General features: G+C 69.1%; 1 protein-coding gene. It reads right to left on the reverse strand.

Annotated features, from left to right (window positions below; translation table 11 throughout):
• Positions 1–1,157: condensation domain-containing protein (locus tag ABTZ94_RS37635; protein WP_351207982.1), on the reverse strand; the 1,157-nt coding region annotated here is incomplete at both ends.

Below are 1,157 nucleotides of genomic sequence, written 5' to 3' on the forward strand. Positions count from 1 at the left end.
GTAATCCGCCCGATCTCGTCAGCGGTCAGCTCCACCAACGGCAGCATCTGCGGCGTGATCACCTCCGCACCGGCCGGAATCAAGTTCTCCGGCACCGCCACTGTGGCAGGACCCTCCGCGCCTACGGCGGCAGCGAGTCCTGCCGCCGTCGGAGCTGCGAACAGTGCTCGCACGCTCACCGGCAGGCCCAACTCACGCAAATGGACGACGAGTTTGACCGCCATGAGCGAGTGACCGCCGAGCTCGAAGAAGTTGTCGTCGACACCGACGAACGGCAGATCCAGCATCTCGGCGAACACCGCACACAGGATCTCCTCCTGCACGGATGACGGTCCGCGCCCCAGGGCGGGCTGTCCGTGCTCGGAAGCCGCTGCCGTGCTCGACGCCGGCTCCCCACGTTCTCCCTGTTCCCCGTGCGCCCCGGAGATGAGCTCCAGGCTGCCGTCCACACGCCAGCGCACCACATCCCCCGTGCGGTACATGCGCTCACCCGCAGCCCCGAACGGGCACGCCACCATGCGCTCCGCGGTCGGCTCCGGACAATCGGGGCAGCCCTGCTGGTCCTCCGATGCGCCCGCGACATACAGGTCGCCCGCGACACCGACAGGAACCGGCTGAAGCGCCGCACCCAGTACGAACACCCGGAATCCGGCGTCCGCGCCGCTCCCGGGGACGGAGCCCCGAGCGGGCAGCGCATGTGCCGGTATCCCGCGCGCGGATTTGCTCCAGTCGGACAGGATCCGCTCGCGCTCGGTCGCGCCGAGGATCTCTATACGGCTCACCGGCTGCTGCGGGTCGGTGCCGACTTCCTCCAGTACACGGACGAACCGCTCGACGAGCTCCACGACCGTGTCCCTGTCGAACAGGTCCGTGGCGTAGACGACCGTGCCCGCCAACCCGGCCGGCCGGGCCGAGGCGTCGAACCGCTCCCTGACATTCATGTCGAGGTCGAACTTGGCGGGTGCCTGCCCGCCGGGCACCACTTCTGCGTCGGTTCCGGGAAGCGTCACGACGGCGTCCGCGTGGTTGTCCAGTCCGAGCATGATCTGGAAGAGGGGGTGCCGTGCCATGGAGCGGGTGGGTGCGAGGTCTTCGACGAGACGCTCGAACGGCACGTCCTGATGCGCATACGCGCCCAGACCCGCCTCCCGGACCCG

This window comes from Streptomyces sp. NPDC002785, assembly GCF_040295565.1.
Taxonomy (GTDB): Bacteria; Actinomycetota; Actinomycetes; order Streptomycetales; family Streptomycetaceae; genus Streptomyces.